The organism is Microbulbifer sp. ABE4_465 (genome assembly GCF_056160765.1).
This window is the reverse complement of record NZ_JBSWXV010000001.1, coordinates 92382-111337: the sequence shown is the minus strand read 5'-3', so window position 1 is coordinate 111337 and position 18956 is coordinate 92382. Positions and strand designations below refer to the sequence as shown.

At 58.4% G+C, this 18956-nt stretch carries 16 protein-coding genes and 1 tRNA gene; 2 read left to right on the top strand and 15 right to left on the bottom strand.

The features are described from left to right. Nucleotides 1-11: 11 nt before the first annotated feature. Both ACXAG1_RS00485 and ACXAG1_RS00480 read right to left on the bottom strand, forming a co-directional pair. Nucleotides 12-326: an STAS domain-containing protein gene (locus ACXAG1_RS00485; protein WP_475093372.1), complete on the bottom strand. Its 315-nt coding sequence runs from the start codon at nucleotides 324-326 to the stop codon at nucleotides 12-14. Nucleotides 327-670: 344 nt separating this feature from the next. Next, a complete protein-coding gene (locus ACXAG1_RS00480; protein ID WP_475093373.1) occupies nucleotides 671-844 on the bottom strand; it encodes a PA3496 family putative envelope integrity protein in 174 nt (57 codons plus the stop codon). A 505-nt stretch (nucleotides 845-1349) separates the two neighbouring features. On the opposite strand from ACXAG1_RS00480, the gene ACXAG1_RS00475 reads away from it, so the two are divergent. Further along, a tRNA-Arg gene (locus ACXAG1_RS00475) sits at nucleotides 1350-1425 on the top strand. Nucleotides 1426-1435: 10 nt separating this feature from the next. On the opposite strand, the gene ACXAG1_RS00470 is transcribed toward ACXAG1_RS00475, so the two are convergent. From ACXAG1_RS00470 to ACXAG1_RS00445, 6 genes are all read right to left on the bottom strand, one after another. Then, nucleotides 1436-2422, bottom strand: a complete 987-nt coding sequence (locus tag ACXAG1_RS00470; RefSeq protein WP_475093374.1) for an isoaspartyl peptidase/L-asparaginase family protein — start codon at nucleotides 2420-2422, stop codon at nucleotides 1436-1438. A gap of 85 nt (nucleotides 2423-2507) precedes the next feature. After that, a complete protein-coding gene (locus ACXAG1_RS00465; protein WP_475118613.1) occupies nucleotides 2508-3416 on the bottom strand; it encodes a dienelactone hydrolase family protein in 909 nt (302 codons plus the stop codon). Nucleotides 3417-3489: 73 nt separating this feature from the next. After that, nucleotides 3490-5064, bottom strand: a complete 1575-nt coding sequence (locus tag ACXAG1_RS00460) for an NADPH cytochrome P450 oxidoreductase family protein (RefSeq protein WP_475118612.1) — start codon at nucleotides 5062-5064, stop codon at nucleotides 3490-3492. A gap of 60 nt (nucleotides 5065-5124) precedes the next feature. Further along, on the bottom strand, nucleotides 5125-5955 hold the full coding sequence (locus tag ACXAG1_RS00455; RefSeq protein ID WP_475118611.1) for a DUF4198 domain-containing protein: 831 nt from the start codon (nucleotides 5953-5955) through the stop codon (nucleotides 5125-5127). Nucleotides 5956-6030: 75 nt separating this feature from the next. Further along, complete coding sequence (locus tag ACXAG1_RS00450; RefSeq protein ID WP_475118610.1) at nucleotides 6031-6594, bottom strand: DUF2271 domain-containing protein; 564 nt, start codon at nucleotides 6592-6594, stop codon at nucleotides 6031-6033. A gap of 19 nt (nucleotides 6595-6613) precedes the next feature. Beyond that, the gene (locus tag ACXAG1_RS00445; protein ID WP_475093379.1) at nucleotides 6614-7222 is read right to left on the bottom strand and encodes a PepSY-associated TM helix domain-containing protein; all 609 of its coding nucleotides are present in this window, start codon (nucleotides 7220-7222) and stop codon (nucleotides 6614-6616) included. 334 nt (nucleotides 7223-7556) lie between these two features. Here ACXAG1_RS00445 and ACXAG1_RS00440 point away from each other — a divergent pair, with 334 nt between their 5' ends. Continuing rightward, nucleotides 7557-8939 carry a Na+/H+ antiporter NhaC family protein gene (locus tag ACXAG1_RS00440; protein ID WP_475118609.1) on the top strand — a complete coding sequence of 461 codons (1383 nt, stop codon included), beginning with the start codon at nucleotides 7557-7559 and terminating at the stop codon, nucleotides 8937-8939. 10 nt (nucleotides 8940-8949) lie between these two features. Here the strand turns inward: ACXAG1_RS00440 and ACXAG1_RS00435 are convergent, their stop codons facing one another. The 7 genes from ACXAG1_RS00435 to ACXAG1_RS00405 form a co-directional block, all read right to left on the bottom strand. Next, on the bottom strand, nucleotides 8950-9648 hold the full coding sequence (locus ACXAG1_RS00435; protein WP_475118608.1) for an alpha/beta fold hydrolase: 699 nt from the start codon (nucleotides 9646-9648) through the stop codon (nucleotides 8950-8952). Nucleotides 9649-9767: 119 nt separating this feature from the next. Next, nucleotides 9768-11000 (bottom strand): MFS transporter, encoded by a 1233-nt coding sequence (locus ACXAG1_RS00430; protein WP_475118607.1) that lies wholly within the window; start codon nucleotides 10998-11000, stop codon nucleotides 9768-9770. 66 nt (nucleotides 11001-11066) lie between these two features. Next, on the bottom strand, nucleotides 11067-14207 hold the full coding sequence (locus ACXAG1_RS00425) for an efflux RND transporter permease subunit (RefSeq protein WP_475118606.1): 3141 nt from the start codon (nucleotides 14205-14207) through the stop codon (nucleotides 11067-11069). A 4-nt stretch (nucleotides 14208-14211) separates the two neighbouring features. Continuing rightward, nucleotides 14212-15282, bottom strand: coding sequence for an efflux RND transporter periplasmic adaptor subunit (locus ACXAG1_RS00420; RefSeq protein ID WP_475118605.1), 1071 nt, complete (start codon nucleotides 15280-15282; stop codon nucleotides 14212-14214). Nucleotides 15283-15523: 241 nt separating this feature from the next. Continuing rightward, nucleotides 15524-16744, bottom strand: a complete 1221-nt coding sequence (locus ACXAG1_RS00415) for an ABC transporter permease (RefSeq protein WP_475093385.1) — start codon at nucleotides 16742-16744, stop codon at nucleotides 15524-15526. Next, entirely contained in the window at nucleotides 16731-17462 is a 732-nt protein-coding gene (locus ACXAG1_RS00410; protein WP_475093386.1) for an ABC transporter ATP-binding protein, read from the bottom strand. The genes ACXAG1_RS00415 and ACXAG1_RS00410 overlap by 14 nt, the downstream gene beginning before the upstream one ends. Next, a complete protein-coding gene (locus tag ACXAG1_RS00405) occupies nucleotides 17459-18946 on the bottom strand; it encodes an efflux RND transporter periplasmic adaptor subunit (protein WP_475093387.1) in 1488 nt (495 codons plus the stop codon). The genes ACXAG1_RS00410 and ACXAG1_RS00405 overlap by 4 nt, the downstream gene beginning before the upstream one ends. Nucleotides 18947-18956: the final 10 nt, after the last annotated feature.

Below are 18956 nucleotides of genomic sequence, written 5' to 3'. Positions count from 1 at the left end.
AAGTGCGGCATTCAGCGGATGCTGAATATACGGTCAAAGTTGGAAACGGTAAGAATGTGGGCAACGTGAGCGTTGGCGTTCATCAGCTCAACCGTGGGCTGTTCCCCGTCTCGACCGGCCTCTACACAGTAGTCACGCAAGAGCAGCAACATACCGAGGGCGGCGCTATCGAGATGATCTGTGGCCGCCAGGTCCACCAGAAAGACCTTGGGTACGGGGATCGCATTGCGATAGGCCCGCTGAAAATCCCGGTGAATATTGAAGTCGAAGCTCCCGGTGATACGAATCACCAGCTCCTCGCCACCTTCGGAAACTTCCGAGCTCACACGGCTCTCGAACCTTTCGGAAATCACCATTTGAACGCCCTATATCCTGCTGCATCCTGACTGTTGCAGAACCTGTTGCCGCCAATATACACCCCGCCGCAGAGCGTGCAAACTGGTTGCGAACGAGTCGACTCATACCTGAGTCGCACATATCCGACACACAACGCCAGACAGGCGCGGCCACCTGCGCGTTTCAAGTGCCCTGCCTCCAGAAAAGCCAAAGGGTGCCAATGGCACCCTTTGGCGGTTCCTGCTCAATTCATGCACCATGCAGCGAAGCAGGGATGATCATCTATTCCGGGAAGATCCCGGTGCGAGGTTTTGGCCTGAGATTCCGATCCCGATCAGAAGTCGTACTGGTAGTCCATCAACTCCCTTCGCAGACGCATTTCTTCCAGCCGGTCTTCCACCAGCCGACGTGCGTCACGGGGACTCTCTGGGGTATAGAGCAGACTCTCTTCAAGAGAGGAATCAGATCCATCAAAATCCATGTCATTTTCGATAACGTTGCCGCTCATAGAAAACTCCACAATCTCGATCTGCCAGGGCAGAAACTCTTTGTCTGTTTTTGTTGTGCAATCGCAGATTAGCCAGCTCCGGCTTTTCCGGTCAAGCAACTTTTTAGCTACTCAGCAAGGTTTTTCCTCGGGTTACACCAGCCATCCTGGCGATACCCAAAGCCGTGAGAAGAGCGATCCTCTCCCCTGGGTAGCTGGCGCCAAAATAACGGCAAATTGTTACCAATTTGCGAAATTTTTCCGCAGTTTTCACAGAGTTCGGAAACGGCCGAAAAGGGAGCAGTGAGGTAACTCTATTTGGGAAAAGCGTTACGCTAGGTGACAGTATAACTGCCGAGCAAAATTGATCCGAGGTATCACCACAAATCCAGGGGATGGCTTCTCCTCGCCAAAGACCGGCAGAGGCATCAGGCGAGCGCCATGACAGAACCGCCAACAGCCGCTAGAATGGCCACCCTTCCAGCCGGACACTCTCAGTATCCAGGCTTGGCACACCAAAACAAACGCCCCCGTCGGTTAACAGGATAAACCACGGACCTCCTAAGTCCGGACTGCAGGTTCGAGTCCTGCCGGGGGCGCCAGTTCTCGCGTTCAGTCTTTTTCGAATATTCCGATGACCGGGTCCTGACCCGCCACCCGACTGGCCCGATACATCCCCTTGGTATTGAAGGTCAGCGCGATGTTGCCTTTCCCATCCAGTACAATCACCCCGCCCGTACCGCCTACCGGCAGCAGAATATCGTTGATCACCTCGTCTGCAGCCTGGGCCACGGACTTGTTCTGGTATTCCACCCGGGTACAGATATCTGCGGCGACGTTGTAGCGGATAAAATATTCCCCGTGGCCGGTGGCGGAGACTGCGCAGGATTTGTTGTCGGCAAAGGTGCCGGCACCGATCACCGGGGAGTCGCCGATACGGCCGTAGCGTTTGGCGGTCATGCCGCCAGTGGAGGTGCCTGCGGCGAGATTGCCCTCCTTGTCCAGGGCGACTGCGCCTACGGTGCCCATGCGGTAAGGTTCTGGCAGGGCTTCGACCGCGGCCCGATAATCCTTGTCCTGCTTGTTTTCCTTATCCAGCTTTTCTTTGGCCCGCTCCAGCTGCTGTCGGCGCTGTTCGGTATCGAAGGTTTTGTTGTCGACCATGGGCACGCCGCGGCTCTTGGCAAAATCCTCGGCGCCCTGCCCAGCCAACATCACAAAGGGGGAATCCTCCATCACCATCCGCGCCAGGTTGATCGGGTTGGCAATATGCTTAACCCCGGCCACAGCGCCGGCCTGTCGATCGCGGCCATCCATGATGGAGGCGTCCAGTTCGTGGGTGCCGTCGTAGGTGTAGACAGCGCCCTTACCGGCGTTAAACAGGGGGGAGTCTTCGAGAATATTGATGGCGGCGACCACCGCATCCAGGCTGGAGCCACCTTTTTCCAGTACTCCGTAGCCGGCATTGATGGCTTCCTCGAGTTTACTGCGGTAGGCCCGTTCCTTCTCCGGAGTCATGGAGGATTTTTCAATGGTACCGGCGCCGCCGTGGATGGCGATGGCAAATGGCGCAGCATCGGGCTTTTCCGCCCAGGCCATCGCGCTAAACAATACCGAAACTACCACGAAACAATTTATGCATTGCCGCATCACTTTTCAGCCTCCAGGGGTTACTTAACCCAAACTAGACTAGACGCTTGGCGAATAAGCCGAGCATTTCTTCCCAGGCGCGCTCCGCCTGGGCCTGGTTGTAGGCCATGGAATCCGGTGGGCACCAGCCGTGCATGGCGCCCGCGTAGACTTCCACCGTGGCATCGACATCTGCCGCTATAAAGGCTTTGCGCAATTCGTCTTTCGCTTCCGGCTGGCGCTCATCGTCGTTTTCGGCAATGGCCACGAGGAACCCGGCTTTGATTTCCGGGATCAGGCGATGCGGGCTGTCGGGAGCATCCGTCACCAGGCGACCGCCGTGAAAGGAAGCCCCGGCGCCGAAGCGATCCGGCATGGCGGCAGCCAGGCGGAAGGTGTAGGAGCCGGTCATGCAGTAGCCCGCGGTGCCGGCTTTTTTCGCCGGATCGACCGACGGTTGCTTGTCCATCCAGGCGATAAACGCCTTGCCGTCGGTAACGCAGGTCTCGGGGGAAAGCGTGCCGGCCAGCTCGCGACCTTTGGGGAAGATTTCTTTGCGCAGTTCCGGGCCGATGATTTTCGCATCGTCCGGTACTAACTGGCCTTTCATGGTGCGGTAATAGGGATTCACCACCAGCACCGAGTAACCGGACTGCGCCAGGCGCTTGCCCATCTCGCGGAAAGCTGGGCGCATACCGAAAATATCTGGCCACAGGATGACCGCCGGATGGCGGCCTTCGGTGGGGTGTACGAAATAGCAGTCGGCCTCGCCATCCGGTGTCGGCACAGTGACTCGGTTTTCGCTGACTTTTACGCTGCTCTCGGCAGAGACGGACCATGGCAACATGGCCAGCAGGCCAGCACCAATACCCAGGCGCCCAAATCCGCGGCGGCTTACCCCTTTGCCGAGTCCGTGTTGCAGAAAATAGGCCTCTGCATCTTTGGTGTTCAGCTCGTCACACATACCCGACTCCCTTTCAAATGGCCTTGAGAGTGGCCGTTATTGATTTCACTGAACCCTACTGGAAATACCGAACTCAGTACAGATCCCGGCGGTAGCGACCGCTGTCGAGGAGCGATTCCACTTCGTCGTCGCCCAGCAGTTGCCGCAGAACACCATCCACGCCCTCGCCCATGCCGCTGCGGTTTCCGCAGATATAAATATCCGCATCGCGGGAAATAAATCCACGCAATTCTGGCGATTGCTGAGCTAGGAAATCCTGCACATAACCGGGGCCATCGGTGTCAGCGCGGGAGAAAATTCGATCACAACGGGCAAGCGTGCCCTGCTTCAGCCAGGTCTCCACCTCGCGGGCTAGCGGGCGATCCGCATCCGGGCAGCGCTCGCCAAACACCATCCACACCGGGCCAATACTTCCCTGCGAGGACGAAGAGCGCGCTTGTGCGGCTCGCTCTGCTAGTTGCGCACGCAGTCCGGCGAGACCGCTGCCGGCGCCGATCAACAGTAGTGGGCGACTGTGATCCGGAGTGTGGCAATTGCTGTTTTCCCGCAAACGCCCGCCGAAAAGCTCCCCAGACTCACAAAACTCCGTCAGCCAGCCGGACCCCAAACCGAGGTTGCCACTGACATCGGACTGTTGACGCACGATCAGCTTGAGGACTTTTTCGGAGTGACCCGAAGCAACGGAATACTCCCGCATCGGCAACAGCGGAAACTCGGAGAAATCGCCGCACAGCAATTTTTCCCGATTAAAACTCCCATCCGGCAGCGCGCGCTCGCGCAGCCAGGCCTGCAGTGTCTGGCCACGCCCGCCAACCACGATCCATTCATTGGCATCCAGCTGCTGCTGGGCAAGCCAGTCCGCCACCACCGCGCGAGGCTGGCGTGGCTGCAGTTCAAAAACATCACCGGCACGCCATTTGGGCCAGTCGCTAACGGCACGCAGGGTCAGTTCAAACAGGGGGGCACCGGGACTGCCGGAATTCAGCAATACACGTTCGGCCAGACGCCACCAGATAACCGGCTTTTGAACCGGCTCAATCGCGGCGGACTCGGTGGCGGATGACTGGCGGAACCAGGCAGGCATGGCGCTGGCAACACCGCTGGTGTCATCGAGGGCACTGTCGACTTTATGTAACGGTTCCAGGGCTTTTGCCCCCAGCTTCGCCATGCCATCAAACATCAATTGTCCGAAGGCACAGAAGCGCTCGTAGGTGCTGTCACCCAGGGCGACAACGGAATAAGAGAGGTGGGAGAGGTCCAGTGCCGCCCCACCACCGGCCAGGTTGCCTTTTGCCAGGAATGTTCGGGCAAAGCGCTGGCCGTTGTCCGGCGCCTCCCCTTCACCATAGGTGGCCACCACAAACAGCGCCTTGCGCGCGGTTTGCAGGGTTTCTGAAGAAACCTGACTGAGCGGCAGTACGGTCACCGGTTGCGATGCGCTCAGGTGGTCCGCACTCTGGCGCGCCAGGGTGGCGGCGGTGCCACTTTGACTGGCGTACGCAATCAAAACACCGCCGTCTGCTTGCGACTGCTGCTGACGACGAGTGCTATGTAATGCGCGGCGGTGCTGCACATACAGAAATACAACCCACAGGAGCCAGAGCAGTGTGCAGCCAAAGGCAAGTGCGATGCGCTGAGTTTCGGTCACTGGCTGGCTCCCATCACCTCTATATCTTTCGCTCTTTTTACCGCTCTTTCTACCGCTGCTTTACAGCGGCAGGACTTCAAAGGTCGCGGAGTAAGAGCCGCTGCGCACGGTCGCCGGTGCATTGGCTTTCGCGTCTTCGTATTCCGCTTCCATAAAATACTGACCGGCGTTCGGCCAGGTCACATTAAACAGCCCCTTGGCATCCGCCTGTACTTTGATTTCCTCCTGGGTATCGCGGTAACGGCTGCCACCGGGGATCAGTACCACTTCGGCACCTTTTGCCGGCTCACCATCGATCAGCAGCTTGAAGCTCGCCGCTTCGCCGGCGTAGAGGTCGTTGGGGTGGGTAACGGGTACCAGCTCCAGGCCAACACCTTCCGGCTGCAGTACGTCGTTGGTGGGCGCACCGGCAGTGACAAAGGTTTCGATACGGCGCGAGCTCTGAGTGACACGCAGGTCCTTCGCATCCTTCGGCACAGCGGTTTCGAACTCGGCGTCGTTGGCCTGCTGACCGCGGCCCGGCCACATTTTGCGTTTGCCTTCCGCATCTTTCCAGAAGGCGCGCAGGCCGGAAGAAGCGAGGCCGATCTTATAGGTACCCTCTTCCTTCAGTTGCACGTCAAAGGTGGAGCGGTATTTGCCTTTGGCGGCATTTTCCAGAGCCACTTTTTCACCGTTCGGTGCGGTCGCGGTAACGGCATCAACACCCATCGCTACGTGATCCGGGAAGAAAATGGTGTTGGAAACGGCCGCATCGAAAGTCACATAGGGATCATCACCAGACAGCACGGTGCTGCTCGGCAGAATCCATACACGGTGCGCTTCAGCCTGCATGGCAACGCCGGCGGCCATCAGGCCTGCGATCAGTACGCCTGTGAAATTCTTTTTCATGTGTATGTCCTTTTCAGTCTTTAAAGATTCAGTCTTAACTATTCGGAGTAGGTTTCGCTCAAAACATCCGGAGCATTAGGGCAACAGCACAACACGCACGTTACCCAGTTCTTCACTGCCTTTGGCCGAGAGTGGCAGGCTGGATTTTTCCAACGGCCAGGTCAGCGGGATTTCCACCAGCTCGCGACCGCCCACTTCACGGGCTGCCTCAACCCGCAAGCGGTATTTGCCCGGTGCCAGTTTGGCGAGATCGCTCTCGGCAATGGCCACTTCCAGTGCGTGCTCGCCGGGGCCGTAGGTTGCGGAGGTAATACCGTCAACAGGGACATCCAGCGCGCGGCCGCCGCGGCGCCACCACTGGCGCAGATCCTTCAGCCATTTCTCGCCTTCGTTATTGCGCATTTCCAGGTCGTACCACACGGCAATCTGGGTTGCGCTGCGGGATTCATCTTCCAGCCAAACCGCCACGTACGGCTTGTGGTATTCCGCCACGTTCAGACGCGGAATTTCAATGCTTACCTGCAGGCTTTGCGCTTGTGCGCCCATGGCCAGGAACAATGCTCCGAAGGCCTCGATGCCGCTCAGGCGTTTAAATAACGTTCTTTTAATCAGCGCTCTTTCAAACAACTTTCTTTCCATGATTTTTCCAAATTAACCGTCAGTGAATAAAAACCAGTGCAATTACCAGGGGGATCAATACCCCCAATGCCGTAATCGGCCAGGTAGAAACTCGTCGGGAAGACTGCTGCCACAGCAACCAGAACCCCGTCAGGCAAAACACCACGCAGGCAACCGCGAAAATATCCAGGTACCAGCGCCAGGCGGTGCCGGTATCTCTCCCTTTATGTAAATCGTTGAAATAGGCAATCCAGCCGCGGTCGGTGCTTTCGTACATCAGCTCACCGCTCTCGATATCCATTGAGAGCCAGGCGTCACCTCCGGGCCGTGGCATGGCGAGATAAAGCTCGCCACTGTCCCATTCGCCGGCACGCGTGCGCGGCACATGAATCTGGTATTCCGATGCCAGCCACTTTTTCAGGGACACCGGCAAGGGCAGCTTCTCACCGTCCTCGGCGTTCAGCGCGCTCAATTCCTGCAATAGCGCATCAGGCACCTGGCCTTCATGGCTAACGATTTTTGGCGTCGCGGGAATTTCAGCGGCGTGGTTCAGGGTGATCCCGGTGATAGCGAACAGCAGCATACCCACCAAACAGACAGCGGAACTGATCCAGTGCCACTGCCGCACCGACCCAAAAGAAATAGCCACTATGGTTTCGCCCCCGAAACTGCCCGATTTTTATACGAAGTTTTGTAAATCTGCCCCGATAGCACTCCCGTGATGGGGCGCGTATATCGAGGGTTCTGCAAGAAGTTATCGCAAACTCAAAATGATAATCGATCTCATTAACGACTTCAAAGCGTAGCGGCCCACAAAATCGTAAAATTCTGTAAAGACAAGATCCGTACCGGATTCCAGTTTTCCTATATAACGAATTGTGACCAGCCGAAGGCGGTAAGTTCCTAGCCCGAGGCCTCTATACTGTTTAGAATCCGCACCCTTTCGATCGCCCCCACCAAATCCAGCTGTCAAAGCGGTATCAATGACATATCAATCCGTGGAGCAGGCGCCGGCCTCCCCTAACACTTTGTCCCCCACCCCATCGGCACTTGCCCTGCTGCCGCTACTTCTGTTCCTCACGCTGTTTGTTGGGGCCGGCCTCTGGTATCAGTCCCAGGGCATTGAGATGGCCTTCTATCAGGTATCCGCACCGGTGGCGATTCTGCCGGCCATTGCCCTGGCTATCCTGCTCGCCCACGGCTCCCTGAGCCGACGTATCGATACCTTTATCCAGGGTGTTGGTGACCCGACCATTATCACCATGGTGCTGATCTACCTGCTCGCCGGCGCGTTTGCCAGTGTGGCCAAGGCCGTTGGCGGTGTGGATGCCACGGTGAATTTTGGCTTGAGTGTCATTCCACCCACGCTGGTTCTGCCCGGGTTGTTTCTGATCACTGCTTTCGTGGCGACGGCCATGGGCACCTCCATGGGCACCATCGCTGCCATCGCTCCTATCGCAGTCGGCCTCAGCGATGCGACGGAATTGCCGATGCTGCTTACCATCGGCACCGTGGTGGGCGGGGCCATGTTCGGTGACAACCTGTCGATTATTTCCGACACCACCATCGCTGCCACCCGCACCCAGGGCGTAAAAATGCGGGATAAATTCCGCATGAATCTGCTGATCGCCCTGCCCGCCGCGGTGGTTGCATTGATCTGGCTGTACTTCTCCGGCACGACCGCGCAGGTCACGGCACCGGGGGACTATGAATTGATTCGGGTGCTGCCCTATATCGTGGTGCTGGTGCTGGCAGTCAGCGGCGTGAATGTACTGCTGGTTCTGTTTATCGGGATTCTGCTGGCGGGCGCCATTGGGCTGGGACTGCAGCCGGACTATTCCATCGCGGCTCTGTCCAAGGATATTTACGCGGGCTATACCGGTATGCAGGAGATTCTGATTCTGTCGCTGATGATCGGCGGACTCGGCGCCCTGATGCATACCGGTGGCGGACTGGCCTGGCTGGGCCGACAAATCGACCGAGTCAGTCAACTTTGCAGCCGCGGTAAACCCGGGCGCAAAACCGGCGAGCTGGGCATCAGTACCGCGGTGGCATTGACCAACGTCTGCACCGCCAACAATACCGTCGCTATTTTGTTAACCGGCCAGCTCGCAAAAGAGATGGCCAACCGCTACGGCGTGGATCTCCGTCGCAGCGCCAGCCTGCTGGATATTTATTCCTGCACCGTGCAGGGATTGTTACCCTACGGTGCACAGATACTGCTGGCATCGTCTCTGGCAAAAGTCTCGCCGCTGGCACTGGCGGGCAGTATTCACTACTGCTGGCTACTGGGGATCAGTGCGTTGATTTCCATTTTGACCGGGCTGTTCAGCAGCCGGTCTACAGGAAAGCCCGCAGCACACTAAAACTAATTCGTTATCTGTGCTGATCCAGCCAGCGCCGGATGGATTCCGCTAACGCCCGTGGCTGCTCCAGCGGAATCATATGGCCGCACTCTCCAATCAGCTGAAGTTCGGCGTTGGAAATGGCTGCCGCCAGCTCTTCTGCTTCTTCCAGTGATCGCAGGGCATCGTTTGCGCTGGCGATCACCAGTGTCGGACAATCAATTGCTGACGCCGGAACCTGAGAGCGATCCAAAGCGGATTGCGTCGCCAGCGCCTGGTAGCCCAAGCGGCGACTCATTTCCTTGATCGTCGCAATCAAAGTCTTGTCTGCAGCATTATCCGGGTGCAGCGAATGGGCGATGGTGCTGTTGCTCAGTCCCCGGAATCGCTCCGGGTTTAGCGTTTGCACCGCCTGCATTTTCGTTTTCCTCTGCTGCGCGGTGTCGTCACGCAGGGAGCTGGCAACTAGCACCAGCGCTTCCACCCGCTCCGGAAAATCCGCGGCCAGTTGTCTTGCGATATAGCCACCGAGAGAGAAACCAATCAGGACAAATCGCTGTGGCAAGCGGTCGGCAATGTCGGCCGCCATATCGCGAATGGTTGGCCCGTCACCGAGGGATGCGGTATGAACACTCCAGTCTCGGGGCAGATAATCCCGAAATTCATCCCACAGTGTTTCATCCAGCATAAAACCGGGAATAAGGGCAATTGCGGGGGCGGCAGTACGCACGGGGCTCTCCATTCAAAAATATAAGTGTTTAGCAGGCTACCGAAATACCCCTGACGTGGTCTGAAGCGTGCAGCTGTTGTGCCTTGTCTCGACGGACACGGTGGCGCCCTTTCCTAGAGTCAAGGCGCAGCAGATGTGCGCTTCAGGCCGCGGCCGCCAAGGGGGAAGAAGCGGCTGCGCCACATTACGCCAAAGCAGATCAGTGTGCACAACACGCCACTAATTATTGCGACTGCCGGGAGTCCGGTTACCTGCGCCAGTGCACCGAGGATCGACGCTCCCAGTGCCGGGCCCGCCACGGTTATCACCCCCCAGATACTGACCACACGACCGCGAAATGCGCTATCGAGATCCGCCTGCAGTGCTGCCTGCATGCCAATACTGGCAAGGGTAGACATGGCGGCGATGCCAAAAATGCTGAGTGCGGCCAGCAAAAACAGACTGGAGAAACCAAGCAGTGCCACAAACAGTCCCTGCAGTGCACAGCCCACAGAAATGAAAGTCACCAGGGTGCTGCGCTTGGTCGTTCCGGACAACAGTACCCCAGCCACAATGCCGCCGGCACCGGCCACCGCCATCAATGTCGCGAGCCCGCTGCTGCCGCGCTCGAAGACACCACCGGCGAACGCCGGCAACAGCTCCAGAACACCGCGACCAAAGGCGGCAATGGCCACCGAGAGCACAAACAGCTCAAGAAACTTCGGCACGCTTTGGATGTAGCGCAGGCCTTCCAACAACTGGAAAAGGACTCCACCGCCCGTACTACTGCGCGCGGTGGGGCGGATCTGCACCACCAGCAATGAAAATAAACTCCCGAGAAAAGTCAGGGTATTGATCAGAAAAGTACCGCCAACACCGATGGTACTGATGGAAATGCCACCCAGTGCCGGCCCCACCACGCGGGTGACATTGAACACCACCGCATTGAGGCTGATGGCCTGGGTCAGGAATTCCCGCAGGGCGATATCGTGAATCAGAGTCAGCCGGATGGGCTGGTAGGCGGCGTTGCCAATACCCAGCAATATGCAACAGGCGAGCAGCGCGTGAATCGTGAGAAAACCCAGGGCGTGGGTAACAAAGAGCCCGGTATTGAACAGGATCTGTACCAGCAGGCAGGCGATGGCGTAGCGGCGGCGATCCATGCGATCAATCAGCACACCGAACAGCGGCGCAATAAATACCAGAGGCAGGTACTGGGCAAGCACAATAAAGCCCACCCAGCTTGAGGATTCCGTCAGCTCCCACGACAGCCAGCCGATGGCCGTGCGCTGCATCCAGGTACCAATCCAGGAGACGGTATTCCCGCCCAGGTACAGCGCGTAGTTGCGGTCTTTCAGAACCTCAAAGGCCATAGTGCTACTTCATTTTCAGCGATGAAATTGAAGCATAACGAATTTTCGAACTACACAGTCCAGTAATCACTCCTTCAGCGCATCGTCCAGCTCCGCATCCAACAAACTACTTTCCACCGAACGCGGCTTGTGGAATCGGCCGAGACCGAGGTACACCACCGGTGTGAGATACAGGGTAAACAGCGCAGCAAGCCCCAGGCCACCAAACATTACCCAACCAATAGCGGAGCGCGCTTCCGCGCCGGGGCCGCTACTTAAAATCAGCGGTAAACCACCCAGCACGGTGGAGAGCATGGTCATGGCGATAGGACGCAGGCGCACCCGCGCCGCTTCGGTTACGGCGTCATAGACACTGTGGCCTTTGTCCCGCAACTGATCGGCAAATTCCACTAACAGAATGCCGTTCTTGGCCATCAACCCGATCAGCATCACCAATCCAATCTGCGAGAAAATATTGATGGTGGTGCCGGTAAAAAACAGCGCATACACCGCCGCGGCCAACCCGAAGGGCACGGTGACCATCACAATCACCGCACTGCTCACGCCTTCAAACTGAGCACACAGCACCAGGAATACCACCAGTGCGGCAATGGCGTAGGTCATGGCCACTTCACGGGAACTTTCTTCCAGAGAATCCGCTTCACCGAGAAACGCGAGGCCGATATCTTCCGGCAGAATCTCGTCCGCCAGTTTCTGGATATCTTCCACCGCGCTTGCCAGGGGGTACCCCGGCTCCAGACCCGCATCAATCTCAATGGCACGGCGCTGGCCCTGGCGGTCCAGTTCGGCAGCGACACTTTCTTCCCGCAGTTTCACCATACTGGAAAGTGGCAGCAGGTCACCGCGTTCACTTTTCACGTAGAGATTGACCAGGTCTTCCGGTGAGGAAACGGTGGTGTTGGAGGTTTCCAGCATGATGGGCACCGCCTGATCGCCCACATTCAGGTCCACCACGTCGAGGCCATCCACGACGGTGCGCAACGTGGTCGCGATACTGTCCAGAGGCACACCGAGATCCGCTGCGCGGCGACGATCAATTTCGATGGAGAGCTGTGGCTGCGTGGGACGGTAGCTGATTTCCGGGCGACCGAAATGCGGCAGCCGATCTTCCATGGCGCGGGCCAGGTCTCTGGATGCCTGATAAATGCGCCCGTAATCATTCCCCAGCAGTGCCACTTCAATACCGCCGCCACCGCCGCGAATCGACAGGCTATTGGGGCTGCCCACACGGATACGGGCACCGGGGATTGCCTCCAGTGGGCCCTGGATTTCCCGCTTGATATCCTGCTGCGAAACCGTCCGATTATCCCAGTCCGCCAGTGGCAAAGTAATCTGTGCACGGTTGGGATCCCACTGACCGATCTTGGTCATGATGTCGGTGATATCGCCACGCTCCACCAGTGGCCGCACCACATCCTCGATATGTTCCGCCTGACGGGCAATATAGTTCTGCCCCACCCCATCCGGGCCGGTGGCATTTACGTAGAGAATGCCGCGGTCTTCCGATGGCAATAGCTCTTTGCCGATCACCGTGTACAGGCCACCGGCGCCCACTGCGAGCAACATGGCTACCGCAAAACTGATCCAGCCGCGGCGCAGGCAGGCTTCCAGACTGCGCTGATAAATGTTCGCTAGGCGTTCACCCAGTGCCGCAATCCGCGGGTAGATTTGATTGCCGCCCTGGGACTGCTCGTTGCGGGTGACCCGCGCGGTGAGCATCGGCACCAGCGTCAGCGCCACAATGGATGACAGCGCAACGGCGGTCGCCAGTACCATGCCGAATTCCCGGAACATGCGCCCGGCGGTACTGGGCAATAAAGCGATAGGAATAAATACGCTCACCAGAACCGCAGTAGTGGCCAACACCGCAAAAATGACTTGGCGGGTGCCGAGCACCGCGGCCGCACGCGCGCCCATACCCATTCCACGTAGCCGCTGAATATTTTCCAGCACCACGATCGCATCATCCACCACCAGACCGGTGGCCAGCACAATGGCCAGCAGGGTCAGGATGTTGATGGAGAACCCCATCATCCAGATGCCCGCCAGCGTACCGATCAATGCGATGGGAATGGCGGTACTGGGAACGAGGGTGGTGCGGATATTGCCGAAAAACAGCCAAATGGCGGCGATTACAATCAGCACCGTGTAGAACAGGCTGGTGACCACTTCCTTCACCGAGCCCTTGATAAATACGGCGCGGTCTTCGGTAACGGTGATGGAAAGATTGTTGAAGCGCTTGTTCAGGGACGCAACTTTGCGATGCACCGCATCACTGATTTCGATGGTATTACTCTGGGCCTGGCGCACCACCCCCAGACCAATCACCGGGCGATCATTCAAATACACCAGTGACTGCACATCTTCCGGCCCAAACGAAACGTGGGCCACATCGCCGATACGGATATCGCCGCGGACAGTGGTTTCACGCACCTGCTCTTCGGTCACCGTGGACGCGTCGGTGCGCACCAGTAATTGCTGGTCCACGGAATTGAAACTGCCGGAGGGCACATCCAGCGGCGCGTTGCGCAGTACGTCTGCCACGTCGCTCACCGAAAGGCCAAAGCTTGTCAGGCGCAACGGATCCAGCACTACCCGCAGTACCCGCTGGCGCTGTCCGGAGATGGGCACGTCCGCCACGCCGTTAATGGAAATCAGCTCGGGAACGATGTCTTTTTCGATGATATAGGTAAGCGCTTCATCGCGCAGGGTGTCGCTGGTGACCGCCAGTTGCACTACTGGCTCCGGCTGATCGGCGGCCTTGACGACCGTCAGCTGCTCCACATCACTGGGCAGGTTGCGCTCCGCCTGACTGACTGCTTCGCGCACGTCGGCGGCCGCGGTATCCAGGTCCACATTGGAATTGAATTCGATATGGATGCGGAAGCTGTTTTCCTCACTGGAAGATTCAATCTGGCGAATACCCGAAACCCGCGCCACCGCCCCTTCCACAATACTGGTGACTTCGGAATCCAGGGTTTCCGGCGAGGCGCCGGGCAAGGTGCCGCGCACGGAAACAATGGGCACATCCACATCCGGCAGCTCGCGCACTTCCACCGTGCTGAATGCGGCAATACCAGCAATGGCAATCAACAGATTCAGCACCAGCACCAGCACCGGGCGACGGATGGCCAGAGAAGCGAGATCGTTTTTCGCGTTGCTCGCCGGACGGATTACTTCCTGCGGGGTCGTATTCTGTTCGTCCATAGTATTAAAGCCCCGCGATATTGGTAACGCTCAACCCTTCGCGCATGCGCTGGGTACCTTCGGTCACCACCTGCATGCCTTCGGGCAGATCGGACTCCACCAGAATGGCGCCGGGTACCCGCTGCACGATGGTGGCGGGAATGCGCGTAACTTTTTCGCCGTTCACACCCCACACAAACGCACCGTCGTTACCCCACTGCAGGGCCACTTCCGGAATCAGCGGATAGCGTCCGGCTTCCAGATCCAGGGATACGCGGAAGCTCATCCCCGGGCGCAACAGGTCGCGGACGTTCTCCACCAGGGCGCGGGCCGCAAAGGTACGGGTCTCTGGATTGACGCGGCTGTCGATTTCTACCAGTTGGCCGGTGTGAGCCGCGCTGCCGTTGGACCAGGTGGCAACAGCGATCCCCTGCCCCTGTTGGATCTGGCCGAGAAACAGTTCCGGCACCTGAAACGTCACCAGCAACTTGCTGCGATCATCGATGGTGGTGATTGCGGTGGCGGTATCTACACGGGAGCCTGGATCGATATTGCTGATACCCAGGTAACCGTCAAAAGGCGCCTCGATACTGCGGTAATCCAACGCTACTTTTGCCCGGTCGAGATTGAGTCGCGCGCGCTCAACCGCACTCTGCGCATCGTCCAGTACACTCTCGGTTACGGTGCCGGAGCCGCGGGTGCGCTGGTAGCGATTGTGCAGGCGCTTGGCATCTTCCAGTTCCACACGGGCAATTTGTACCGCGAGACGCTGGTCGCGATCGTCCAGGCGCACAATGGTCTGCCCGGCCTTTACCTTGTCACCGGCCGCAAAGTTCACTTCCACAACCTCGCCGCTAACTTCCGGGTGCACTGTGACACTCTTGAGCGCGCGCGACGTACCCACCGCCTCAATGCGCACCTTGCGAGCCTGCCACTCCACCACCTCAGTCACTACCGGCTGCGCTGCGGGCGCCGCATTACCGGAAGTCTGCCGAGGCTCGTCGGGGTTGCACCCGACCAGAACAGAGGTAGTCAGCAACGCAGCGGCTACGCCCAGCGAACGACAAACGCGGCAGGGCAGAAAGGAAGAAGGCATTGAGCAGGCACCTGTTTTTAAAATCGTTATCTGAGACCGCTAAATAAGGTCGCTAAATGAGATCACTCAACTAGAGAGTCAGCGGCCACAGATCTATAGAAAGGCTTAATCTGGCTTATTAAATAAATTTATACGACTGGCACTGTTAGCACTGTCGTACAGGCGTCCAAGACTACCCGCACTTTATTGCCGTTTCCATTTCTGTGGCGGTTTTCCACCGCCACCTGTATGACCAGTTGCCTTATTCGTGTCTCAGTGCATCAATAGGATCCAGTTGCGCTGCCCGCTTGGCCGGCATGTAGCCAAACAGCACACCAATACCGGCGGAGAACACAAAGGAAATCAGATTGATGGCCACATCAAACTGGTAGGGCAACCCCATCAGCGCGGAAAGCACCACAGACGCCAGCGTGGCGAGAATGATCCCTAGCAGCCCGCCGAGTGCCGCCAGCACCACCGCCTCGATCAGAAACTGCAGCAACACCTCCCGCTCCAGTGCGCCAATGGCCAGCCGAATACCAATCTCCCGGGTGCGTTCGGTCACCGACACCAGCATGATGTTCATAATGCCGATACCACCCACCAGCAGGCTCACGGAGGCTACCGCAGCCAACAGACCGGTGAGCACCTGGGTGGTACCGGAAAGCGCATCGGCAATCTGGCGGGTATCGAGCACATTGAAATCGTCGTCTTCTCCAGGCGACAGCCGCCGACGCTCGCGCATCAACTGGGTGACCTCGTCTTTCACCTGATCGATCTGTTCTGCACTCACCACGGAGACCAGAATGGTGTCGATATTGCGACGGCTACCCGCAAGGCGGCGCTGCACCGCGCCCAGGGGCATAATCACCTTGTCGTCCTGGTCCCCCATGGGCGCCTGCCCCTTGGTTTTCAGCACACCGATGATTTCGCAGGAAAAGTTTTTCACCCGCAGAATATCGCCCACCGGAGTCGCGGCGTCACCAAACAGTTCGTTGCGGATAGTGGAACCGATCACACACACAGTAGATCCCATCTGCGCCTCTTCCTCACTGAAAAAGCGCCCCGTATCCAGCTCCCAGTTGGCCGCAGTAAAATATTCGGTATTGCTGCCGACAACTTCCGTGGACCAGTTGTTCGAATAGGCCACAACGGTGGTATTCACTTCCAGCTCTGGTGCCACCGCAGCTACACCGGAAACGTAGGATCGAATTGCGTCGATGTCGTCCAGTTTGAACGGTGGCGGCCCAACAGAACCGGCACTACCGGGAGGGCCGCGGCGGAATCGGCTCTGGCGCAGCATCAGCAGATTACTGCCGAGTTTTTCCACCTGTTCACGCACGGATTCCGTGGCGCCATTGCCCAGGGTCACCATAGTGATAACCGCCGAAACCCCGATCACGATGCCGAGCACGGTGAGGAAGGAGCGCAGGATATTGCGGCGCACTTCGCGCACCGCCAGCAGCAGACTACTCCACAACATTGGCGTGCTCCCCAGTTTTTCGCGCGCGTGATTCCTGCGTTTCGTCACGGGCCACACGGCCATCGACAAAGTGCACCATACGGCGCGCGTAGGCTGCCATTTCTTCCTCGTGGGTCACCATCAATACGGTGATGCCACTGTCGCGGTTCAGGGAAACCAGCAGTTCCATGATTTCGTGGCTGCGGGATGTATCCAGGTTGCCGGTGGGTTCGTCCGCGAGCAGTAAAGTGGGGTTGGTGACGATGGCGCGGGCAATGGCCACTCGCTGTTGCTGGCCACCGGAAAGCTCGGCCGGGGTGTGGTGCTCCCACCCCGCAAGCCCAACCTGAGCCAGGGCACGTTTGGCGGCAGCTGCGCGTACATCTGCTGGTTCACCGCGATACAGCAATGGCAATTCAACATTTTCCTGGGCGGAGGTGCGGGCCAGCAAATTGAATCCCTGGAAAACAAACCCGAGAAAATGTCGGCGCAACAGGGCGCGCTCATTGCGCGACAGGGATTCCACCTGCACATCGCGGAAGCGATAGCCACCGGTGGTGGGAATATCCAGGCAACCGATAATATTCATCACGGTAGATTTACCGGAACCACTGGGCCCCATTACCGCAACAAAATCGCCCTCTTCCACTTTCAGATCCACACCGCGCAGCGCCTGAAATGCGGCACTGCCCTGGCCATAACTTTTGGTGACCCCGGAAAATTCCAGCAGCGCACTCATCCGCGCGCTCCCGTCATTCCGGTGATCACCTCGACGCCCTCTTCCAGGCGGCCGCCGATAATTTCGGTGTAGCGGCCATCGCTGATACCGGTACGTACACGCACGGATTTCAGTTCGCCGTTTTCCATAACCCACACGCGCTGTGGCCCGCGATTGGGCATCGCCGGGGAGGAATTACCCTGATTGCGATTGCGCGGACCGCGGAAACCACGCTGAGGGCCGGAAATCAACTGGGAAAACATGCCACCGGGGGCATCGTTCTGACGATTTTCTCGACCCGCAGCGCGCTCGGGGCGCGGGCCCATTCCATCTCGGGCTCCGGGGCCCATACCTTCGCGGCGTGGGCGCTCACCATTTTCGCCCCGTCGTTCACCACCTTCACCACGCGCTGGCATTTCCGGCATCAATTCCGCCGGTGGGGTAAAACGCAGTGCGATATTGGGGACGAGCAAAACGTCCTCGCGGGATTCTGTGGTAATCGTGGCGGTGGCGGTCATACCCGGGCGCAGGGTTTGATCCGGGTTCTCCACGGACAGCAGGGTGGAATAAGACACCACGTTATCGACGATACTGGAACCGAGGCTCACCCGGGTCACCGCAGCGGGATATTCCCGACCGGGCCAGGCATCAACGGAAAACCGCGCATTCAACCCCTTGGACATCTGGCCGATATCCGCCTCGTCCACGCTGACTTCCAGTTCCATTTTTGACAGATCTTCCGCGAGGGTGAACAGAACCGGCGCGGAGAGAGAAGCCGCTACCGTCTGCCCCGGCTCCACTACGCGGGACAGCACTACGCCATCCACCGGGGAGACAATAATGGCCTTGGCCAGATTGGTTTCCGCCGATGCCAGATCCGCAGAAGCGGAATCCACATTGGCTTCGGCAACCGCATAGTCGGCGCGGGCGCGGCGGTCCATGGCCTGGGCGGCCTCCAGTTCCGCGCGCGATGGCAGGCGACCATTGGTGGCTTCCTTCAGATCCTGCAGGCGCTTCAAATTTTGCGCGGCTTCAATCTGCGAGGCCTCGGCCTGCTGCAGGCGCGCCTTGGAAGACGTCAGTGCCGCAGAGCTTTTGCGCACCTGATCCTGCCACTGCACAGTGATCAGGCGGGCAAGCTCCTGGCCTTTTTTCACATGATCGTTGTAGTCCACGGAAACGGTTTCCACGGTACCGGAAACTTCCGTGCCGATATCCACCTGATTGACCGGCTGCAGATTACCGGTAGCGGTTACGGAAACTTCCAGATTGCCACGGCCAATGGTTGCGGTGCTGAACTGCGGCGCGTCGCCCGCACCAAAGAAACTGCTCCACCCCCAGTAGGCCAATGCGGCCGCACCGACGACACCCAGTCCGATTTTACTGCGACGAGAAAAACTCGCGGCCTTCCCTCCCGACCCTCCCGATTTCAGCCCCGTAAAAAATCCGCGTTTATTGGCAGACTGTGCCAGCATTTCCTGAACCGACTGGTGACGATCACTCATTGATTGATTC